Raw genomic sequence first — 9580 nt, forward strand, 5'->3', positions numbered from 1 at the left:
ACTTGGCCTGGATTTACCGGGTCACCAGTTGTGGAAGGTGCGTCGTCTGGCACTTCTTCCTTGAAGTATGCTGCTACACCGCCATCTGGGACTTGGCCTGGATTTACCGGGTCAGTGGTCGTTGATGGCGTGTCATCTGGCACCTCTGCCTTGAAGTATGCCGCGACACCATCATCTGGAACTTGACCTTCTTGGCGGTATACGAATGTAATTTCTTGAGTTTTTTCATCATCACTGTCAAAGGTCAGTTCGGTTGGAACGCTAATGGTGTAGTATCCAGCCACAGTAGCAGGCGTGTATGTCTTCTTGGTACCTGGCATTCCGGTATCCGTCGTGTCAGCTTTTACCTGCTTACCTGCTTCGTCGACGTAATGAATTGTTACATTCTGGTCGGCATTCACGCTGAGTGGGTCACCAACTGCAACCCCCGTCCGGACAATCTTGCCTTCATCTTCATCAGGCACTTGCCCAATTTGGCTGTACTTGAACGTTACGTCCTGGTCGACCGTGTCGTCCTTATCGTAAGTGAACTGTGTCGGCTGACTGACCGTGACGTAACCCTTAAGCGCTGGTGGCGTCAAAGTTACCGTTTCGTCAGTATCACCAGTCTGGACCGTTGGCTTTTGAATTTCGTTACCTTCGAGGTCAACATAGTGGATGTTCACGTTCTGCTTGGCCACAACGCGGACAACTTTGCCCTCATCTTCATCAGGAACTTGCCCAATTTGGCTGTACGTAAACGTTACGTCTTGGTCGACCGTGTCGTCTTTGTCGTAAGTGAACTGTGTCGGCTGGCTGACCGTGACGTAACCCTTAATCGCTGGTGGCGTCAGGGTTACCGTTTCGTCAGTGTCGCCAGTCTGAACTGTTGACTTTTGAATCTCGTTACCTTCGAGGTCAACATAGTGGATGTTCACGTTCTGTTTGGCCACAACGCGGACAACTTTGCCCTCATCTTCATCAGGCACTTGCCCAATTTGGCTGTACGTAAACGTTACGTCTTGGTCAACCGTGTCGTCTTTATCGTAAGTGAACTGTGCTGGCTGACTGACCGTTACGTAACCCTTAAGCGCTGGTGGCGTCAGGGTTACCGTTTCGTCAGTATCGCCAGTCTGGACCGTTGGCTTTTGGATCTCGTTGCCTTCAAGGTCAACATAGTGGATGTTCACGTTCTGCTTAGCAACAACGCGGACAATCTTACCTTCGTCTTCATCAGGCACTTGCCCGATTTGGCTGTACGTAAACGTTACGTCTTGGTCGACCGTGTCGTCCTTATCGTAAGTGAACTGTGTCGGCTGGCTGACCGTTACGTAACCCTTAAGCGCTGGTGGCGTCAGGGTTACCGTTTCGTCAGTATCACCAGTCTGGACCGTTGGCTTTTGAATCTCGTTACCTTCGAGGTCAACATAGTGGATGTTCACGTTCTGCTTGGCCACAACGCGGACAACTTTGCCCTCATCTTCATCAGGCACTTGCCCAATTTGGCTGTACGTAAACGTTACGTCTTGGTCAACCGTGTCGTCTTTATCGTAAGTGAACTGTGCTGGCTGACTGACCGTTACGTAACCCTTAAGCGCTGGTGGCGTCAGGGTTACCGTTTCACCTGTGTCACCGGTTTGTTTCGTGGCCGTCTGAATCTCGTTACCTTCGAGGTCAACATAGTGGATGTTCACGTTCTGCTTAGCCACAACGCGGACAACTTTGCCCTCATCTTCATCAGGCACTTGCCCAATCTTGCCGTACGTAAACGTTACAGTTTGATCCTGACCATCGTCATTATCAAAAATCCCCGTTGCCGTGGTCTGGCCGATTGGTGTGTAGCCGTCAATGGCTTTTGCGTTTACGGTGTACGCCGCACCGGTTTTACCCGTGGTAGACGTACTTGGTGCAATCTCTTTACCATTTTCATCTACATACTTGACGTTTAGCTTCTGATCATCAGCGTTGTAAACAAACGTGATGTCTTGAGCCGTGTCAGTGTCGTTATCAAAAGTCCCGGTTTGCTCCGTCTTGTCAGGCGTGTAACCCGTAATTGCAGGTGCATTCTCAGTAAATGATTCGCCAGTATCACCGGTTACCGTCTTCGTTGGTACCAGTTCAGTTCTGTTTCCGTCAACATAGTGCACATTCAGTGTTTGTGCAACAGGGGTGTAAATGACATCCGTGTCTGCAAATGTCGTCTCCCCATTAGTTGCTTCAAGCATGGCGACGATAGATTCCGCCGTTAATTGTCCAGATTCTTCAGTCGTGTAACCCGCAATTTTAGGCACACTAACCTGTGGGACATCGCCATCAACTTCAAAATTCGTCCGCTTGACGTGGTTGCTTGTGTCCGTGATCTGGATGTAGTTAACCTTAATTTTGTTAGTGGTATCTGACGGCAGCTTCGGTCCGTCAGTGTCTTCAGCGTAATCGTAATTGACGTAATTGTAGAACGTCATCGTCTTGTGGACACTTGTGCTGTTTGGATAGTAAACAACCGCCACGTTGTAGGTGGTGTCCTCTGCGGTGTAAGCCAGGTCATTCAGCTTAGCCTGAATGGCGGATTCATCAAGCGCAGAATTGCCGTTGGCCGCGGTAATCTCGGCCGTGAAGCCATCAATTTCGGCCGGCTTAATTGCCTGGAACGGTTCGCCACCATCGAAGACAATATTATCCCGGCTAACAACATTGCCCTTGTCATCGGTTGTTTCATCGTAGGTAACCGTGATTGTCTTGCTGGTATTTGCCGGCAACTTGGCTGGGTCTTCAGGTGTGGTGCTTTCAGTGCCCTCCGCCTTTTTTGCGTAACTGTAGGTGGCGTTTTGGGTAATCTTAAATGTCTTCTTGGTTGTCGTTGTCTTCGGTTTACCATCAGGTGGGGTCACAACGGTCGTAATCCCATTACCAGTTGGATCTGGTGGTGTGGCCGTGCTTCCCGTGCCCGTGTTGTATTCACCAATAAAGCCGTGGAAGGCAGCAGAATTCCCGGTGCTAATTGAAAGTGGTGCTAAGACGATGAAATGCCCACCGGCAGCCTCGGCAGCCTCACTCATTAGCACTTCTTCGTCAGTCAGGTCAAGTGAATTACCCGTTGAGTTGGCCATGATAACATTGCCAGACAGTTTGGCAGGCAGTCCTTGAATCGCGCCGGCATCTTTCATGTTAAAGGCTGATTTGCCAACAAGGTTAATGACGATGTCCCCACCAGCATACTTATCAGCATTCTTGACCTCGAACATGCAGGCCTTTGTGTCCACATAGTCATCGGTATTAACGGTGAAGACATACCGACCGTTAACCTGCTTGGCTGTGGCAAAATCTAGCGGAATCTGGTTCTTGTTGTACTGATCAAACACAACCTTGTTGCCAGCATCCGCATCATACTCAGCGTTAATCTTCTGAACAGCTTGCTTCAGCTTGGTCAGCTGGCCAGATAAGGAATCATCCGTGAAATCATAGTTGGCCAGATTATCGGTAATCCCCCACTGAATCGTTGGCTGTGTGCCTTCAATTATCCCACCATTCGTCAGCAGAAATTTCTGACTTTTTGATCCGGAGTTAGTAATCAGGCTACCAGCAATAACGTTTGCGTAGTTAGTTCCAGGAATCAGCGCCGCCGTGCTCGTTGCTTCACCACCAGCTGTGACAAAAGAATACGAGCTGGCACTGACAATGCTGTCAGCCATATTGTTCCCGTTAGAACCGGTATTACCACCGTTCATCGTAAACATCGCGGACTTGCCGATGTAATCGAGAATAGTCTTCTCGTTTGCTGCATCAGTTGGGTTTGCCAGCACCGCATCTGATGGGAACCCAGAACCCTTGAGTACCGCATTCAAATCAGCCTTGGTGTAACCCGGGCCGGGACTGATGTACCACTTAGTGCCGTCCAAGGTGAGCTTGAGGTGTGCGGCCACAACGTTCTTAATTTGCTCAGCATTAAGCGAAACCGTACTTAGCTTGTTGTCAGGCGTGGCATCAACGAAATTACCACTCGCAATGGCCTTCTTGACGGCAGTGCCATCCCCAGCCCAAGGATAGCTGACGTTAACTTCAGTTTTTGTCTCCGTTTTTGTTTCCGCCTGTGCTGGAGCGATTGGTGCTAGGACGCTAGCAGAAATCGCCGCGCCGCTAAGTGCAACTGCAAAAATGCCGGCATAAACCCACTTCTTGCCATCTTTATACATCTTGTAGTGTAGTTTAGTTTCGTGATTACGTTGCATAACGTATTCCCCCTTAGCTACCAGTATCCCCCCGCGGGCTCAGGTAGTATAACGACGCATTTATCTAACAATAATCTGATAAGTATAGTTTTACATAGTCCATTAGAATACTAATTTCGGTGCATGTCAACGTTATTCTATCAATAGATTTATGCTTTTTGTTTCGCGGCGAATTAGTGTGTTATATCACTATTGTGCCGGGTTTTTACCGTATTTCACAGCAGGCCAAGTTTGCCGTTTCACAAGCAATATTCAGTATTTTAATAGCTTGCATCTATGATTAATAATAAGTTGAAGCCCAGTTAATCGCCATGATTTTCGAACTAAAATCATGGCATAGAACTTATCGTACACATAACTGACACAATTTGTACACACAAATCGCTCAACCATGCATGTTTCACCCGCGCGATTATATAACCATGATTGCCCCATGTTTGAGTTGGCTAGTTCAATAACCAAAACTATTAGAAAATTCGTTGCAGCCAGTACTAATCAACACGATAACAGACACAAAAAAGGACCAACCTACAATTCAGGTTGGTCCTTCGTTTTCTGTTATTATATTAAATTGCTAATTTTTTGGCGATTACCCGCGAAGCAACCGACAAAGCGTAGTTCACAACGAAGTAAAGCAGCGCGAGCATGACGTACATGGGGATCATGTAGTTAACGTTTTGCCCGTAAATGATCTGCGCGTGGTAGGTCAATTCTGGCAGCAGGATAATCGTCGCAAGTGACGTGTCCTTAATCAAACTGATGAACTGACTAACCAGTGGTGGAATCATCTTGCGCAAAGCTTGCGGCAAAATAATGTGGTACATGGCCTGCGCGTACGTCATCCCGTTACTACGAGCGGCTTCCATCTGGCCCTTTGCCACAGCGCTAATCCCGGAACGGACAATTTCAGCAATCATTGCCGCTTCGAACACACTGAGCGCAATCACCGTCGCCGTCACAACGTTCAGCCGGACCCCGACTTCAGGCAGACCGAAGTAGCTGAAGAACAGAATCAGCATGAGTGGCAGGTTACGGATGATGTCGATGATGAAACCGACAATTGGCGATAAGCCCTTAATGTTCACGTACCGGATAATTCCGAGGAACGTGCCCAAAACGAAGCTGATGGCAATGGAGATGATTGACACTTCAAGTGTGACGCCCATCCCCTCGAGGAGGTACTTAAAGTTAACCCAAGATATTGCATCAAAGAATGTATTCATAAGTTATCCCCCTCCCTAAGCCGTCTGCCAGCGCTTTTCGAGATAGCGCATGAGGTAGGACAATGGCAACGTCAATACCAAGTACAAGAGCCCAACAGCCAGATATGAACTGAACGTATCCAGGGTCGTTGAGGCAATAATCTTCCCCTGGTACATTAGGTCAAAACCAGATGTGAAGGCCAAAACAGACGAGTTCTTAACCAGGTTGATGAACTGGTTACCAAGCGGTGGAATGATGATCTTAATCGCTTGGGGGAAAACAATCTGCGTCATGGCCTGTGAGTAGGTCAACCCAACGGAGCGGGCACCTTCCATTTGGCCCTTCGCAATGGCCTCAATCCCGGCACGCACCGTTTCAGCGATGAACGCGCTGGTGTAAATGGTCAGCCCAATTGTCCCGGCCGTAAATCCGTTGATTGCCACAACGTACTTTGGAATCACGAGGTAGAAGACCATGGTGATGACCAGAAGCGGAATGTTCCGGACCACTTCAACGTACACCCGGCCGATGGTGGCAACCCACTTGTACGGACTGATTTCCATCAGGGCAAAGAGCGTTCCGAGAACACATGAACCAATCAGGGCGAGAACACTACACATGATGGTGTAGCCCCAGCCGGTGCTGAGTAACCCCCAGTTATTTGTAAGGATATCAAACATCTACTTGACCTCCTTTACATCAAAGCCCGGTACGTCGCCAAACCACTTCTGCGCAATCTTGTCGTACGTTCCGTTTTCCTTGATCTTCGCTAGTGCCGAGTTAACCGTGTGCAGGAATGGCTTTTGGCCCTTGTTAATCGCAATCCCGTAAGGCTCGTTGGTGTACGTACCACCGACAACAACGTAATCCTTATCCTGGATTGACATCCCGTAAAGAATCCCGTTATCAGTGGACAGCGCATCAGCTTGCCCGGACTTCAGCGCGGTGAACGCCTGTGCGTAATCGGCCAGTTGCAGTACCTGCGTGTCCGGTGCGGCCTTCTTAATGTTGTCACCGTACGTGGACCCCTGGACAACGATTACCTTGGTGCCCTTCTTCAAATCCTTGACGCTCTTAATCTTGCTCCCCTTCTTAACCAAGAGGGAACCCCCAGCCTTGAAGTAAATATCAGAAAAATCAACCTGCTTTTTACGTTCAGGAGTAATGGTCATGGTCGCAATAATGGCATCAATGTTCCCCGCCTTCAGGAGCGGCATCCGGGTATCTGATGTAACCTGCACGAACTTAGCCTTACCACTTGGACCCAGAATCTGTTTGGTCAGGGCCTTGGCCACGTCAACGTCGAAGCCTTCAATCTTATTTTTCTTCACATTCATCAGGCCGAACAGGTTCGTATCTGCTTTAACTCCCCAGATGATAGTGTTCGTCTGGCTTGCGTTGGTCAAAATGTCCTGGCTAGCAACACTTTTCCCGCATCCCGCAAGCACTGCCGTCAGCAAAAACACTACGGGGAGTAAGAACTTTAATATGCGTTTTTGCATAATCATCCCTCCATGTGGTTATTAATCTTGCTAATGAACTCCTTGGCACGTGCTTCCTTTGGATTCGAGAAGAAGTCGTTCACATCCGTGCTGTCTTCCAGAATCTTCCCGTCGTCCATGAAAATGATTCGGTTCCCTACCTGCCGGGCAAAGCCCATTTCGTGGGTAACCACAACCATCGTCATGCCTTGTTCAGCAATTTTCTTCATAACCTGGAGCACGTCCCCAATCATTTCGGGGTCAAGAGCACTGGTCGGTTCATCAAAGAGGATTGCCTTCGGGTCCATGGCCAGTGAGCGCGCAATTGCGACCCGCTGCTTTTGCCCACCTGACAGCATGCTTGGAAAGCTCTTTTCCTTGTCGGCCAAACCAACCATGGCCAGCAAATCACGCGCCTTCTTCTCCGCCTGCGCCTTGTCCTGCTTCAGAACCAGGCGGGGGCCAAGCGTGATGTTATCCAAAACGGTCTTGTTCGCGTACAAATTGAAGTGTTGGAAAACCATCCCGACATCGCGCCGGGTGCGGTTCATATCCGTCTTCTTGTCTGCCAGGTCCATGTTATTAACAATCAACTGCCCGCTCGTAATCTTTTCGAGCCCGTTAATTGTCCGCAGTAGCGTGGACTTCCCGGAACCAGAAGGGCCGATAATGGTGACGACCTCACCCCGGTCGATAGTCAGGTTGATGTCCTTCAATGCATGGAATTTGTTGCCGTAATATTTCTCAACATCGTGAAACTCGATCATGGACATTGGCAATACCCCCTAATGTTTGTATTTTTAAATTTTACTTTGATTTAACAGAAAAAGCAAATCTAATTCAAATAAATATTAGCGGGTACTAATTTTTATGCACTTTCTGTGAAGGCGATTCGTGCCTCAATTCCGAACGGTTCAGTCGTCTTCATCAGCCCGGAACGGCCCGGACGTTTCTGCGGCCCGCCTGTCAAGACAACCCGAGCCGCGGCCAATTGGTATTGCTTGGCTGCGTCCTCGATTGGGGTCAAGCCAATTGCTTCCACGGTTGCCAGTTCCGCACTTTCGAGTGCATTTAACCCGCCACTAATGACCCAGCGGTGGTCCAGTGTCTCCTGCAATTCATAGTATGGTAAAGGTAGTGGCGCCCCCATTGCAAGCACTGGTGACGCGGTTTTGCGCGTGATTTTGCTTAGCTCTTCGTCGCTTAAACCGTGGTAATCTAGTGTCAGAATGCCTTGCTTTTGCAGCGCATCAACCAAATTGTTAATGGCCAGTTGCTCATTATCGTCAATCACCAGCTTGGCCGGCAGCACGTGATTGGTATCGAAGACCCCGTTACCGTTATCGATGGTTTGGGTGTAGGCCTTTTCAGCCTCTAGGTGCGCCTTGGCGTTACCTCCCAGCGCCTTCTCGATGATTGGCGAAATGTCGTATTTGAAGCTGCGTTTCGTAAAATAATACACATAGTTGAGGAAGATAAAGTATAGAAATACGAAAAATAGTAACAAGTATAAGCATCCGCGAAGTCGATAACCCGGAAAGCGCAGGTGGTTAATGGCAACGTACAGGATGTAGAAGTTGGCCACAAAGGCAACGACCGTAAACGCCTTGCCCTTGGGCTTATCTTGGATATTTAGGTAGCTGAATAAACGGTTAATGACGTCTAATGCAGTGAGCATAGTTGCCTCCTTATGGCACGATTAATTTTTAGATGCTGAAAACTACTTATTGGTCGTTGTTGTCGTGTCATTCGTCGTGTCATTGCCATTGTTCGTAGTTTGCGTCTTTGCACTACTACTGGACGTTGCGGAAGCCTTACTACTACTATCCGCTTTGGCCGAAGAAGCGCCAGCCGCGGACTCAGAATTCTTGTCCGTCTTGGTAGTGTCACCTTCCGTGTCATTTTTCGTTGTGCCAGTGGTCTTGGTGTCAGTCGTATCCTTGGTGCCACTTGTCTGCGTCTTGCTCGAACTTGATTCAGGTGTGGTACTGGAACTGGATGAAGACTTTGCCGATGAGGACTTTGCGTCGTCGCTACTTGCCTTATCGCTACTGGACGAACTGGTTTTAGCGGAGGATGAGCTGTTTTTAGCGTCCAGGCTCGAAATGAGCGAGCTTTGATCAGCCTCACTCTTGGGCCGGCTCTTCGGATTGACGGTTGTGTTGATAACGGTAAATGCGCTGATGAACAAAATAAGTGAAACGATTGCGGTTGGTGAAAGCAGTGGTGGTGTCCGGTATGCCATGTCAAAATCCCCCTAGTACGTACTAATCAGGCCCCTTTAGGCCGAAAATGTTTTTATTTGTTAGTCTGATTTGCTTGTGCATTACTCACGCCACGCAACGTGCAGCATGGCGCCAGTTTTGTAAAACTTTTGCAACAATTCCATTGTGACACCTGGGGCAAAAAAAGCCAAGATTAATACTCACAATTTAGATTATCCTGAACAAAATCAACTTGGTTGTGCTCAGGTGATGATTATTTTGTGGCCAATCCCCTCTGCCAACGCGCTGCCGAACAAAAAGTGCCAAGATTAGCCAACCAGGTTAGGTAATGTGTCAAAGTTGCCGCTTTTTGGGGCACAAAAAAACCACCCCGCAAATGCGAGATGGCTTTGGTTGCGATAATCCCTTTGTGGTTGTCAGATGAAATATCATAATTCATCTGATGATTACGGAGGGATTTTTGCAT

8 protein-coding genes are annotated in these 9580 nt (G+C 48.5%); all 8 read right to left on the minus strand.

Translation table 11 applies throughout. The annotated features are described in order from the left end of the window. Positions 1–4205, minus strand: a 4205-nt coding sequence (locus EKN00_RS09680) for a MucBP domain-containing protein (RefSeq protein WP_164848103.1), incomplete at its 3' end; no start/stop codon positions are given. Positions 4206–4771: 566 nt separating this feature from the next. Further along, positions 4772–5428, minus strand: a complete 657-nt coding sequence (locus EKN00_RS09685) for an amino acid ABC transporter permease (protein WP_127850023.1) — start codon at positions 5426–5428, stop codon at positions 4772–4774. 15 nt (positions 5429–5443) lie between these two features. Further along, on the minus strand, positions 5444–6088 hold the full coding sequence (locus EKN00_RS09690) for an amino acid ABC transporter permease (protein WP_127850025.1): 645 nt from the start codon (positions 6086–6088) through the stop codon (positions 5444–5446). Beyond that, positions 6089–6910 carry a transporter substrate-binding domain-containing protein gene (locus tag EKN00_RS09695; RefSeq protein WP_421825819.1) on the minus strand — a complete coding sequence of 274 codons (822 nt, stop codon included), beginning with the start codon at positions 6908–6910 and terminating at the stop codon, positions 6089–6091. It lies immediately after the preceding gene. Positions 6911–6912: 2 nt separating this feature from the next. Next, on the minus strand, positions 6913–7662 hold the full coding sequence (locus EKN00_RS09700; RefSeq protein ID WP_127850029.1) for an amino acid ABC transporter ATP-binding protein: 750 nt from the start codon (positions 7660–7662) through the stop codon (positions 6913–6915). A gap of 95 nt (positions 7663–7757) precedes the next feature. Then, positions 7758–8567: a DUF6681 family protein gene (locus tag EKN00_RS09705; protein WP_127850031.1), complete on the minus strand. Its 810-nt coding sequence runs from the start codon at positions 8565–8567 to the stop codon at positions 7758–7760. Between the two features lie 42 nt (positions 8568–8609). Beyond that, positions 8610–9134, minus strand: a complete 525-nt coding sequence (locus EKN00_RS09710) for a hypothetical protein (RefSeq protein ID WP_127850033.1) — start codon at positions 9132–9134, stop codon at positions 8610–8612. 233 nt (positions 9135–9367) lie between these two features. Further along, positions 9368–9580 (minus strand): hypothetical protein (locus EKN00_RS11010; protein WP_206611280.1); only part of this gene is annotated, 213 nt, incomplete at its 5' end.

Source organism: Lacticaseibacillus hulanensis (genome assembly GCF_004010095.1).
Taxonomy (GTDB): domain Bacteria; phylum Bacillota; class Bacilli; order Lactobacillales; family Lactobacillaceae; genus Lacticaseibacillus; species Lacticaseibacillus hulanensis.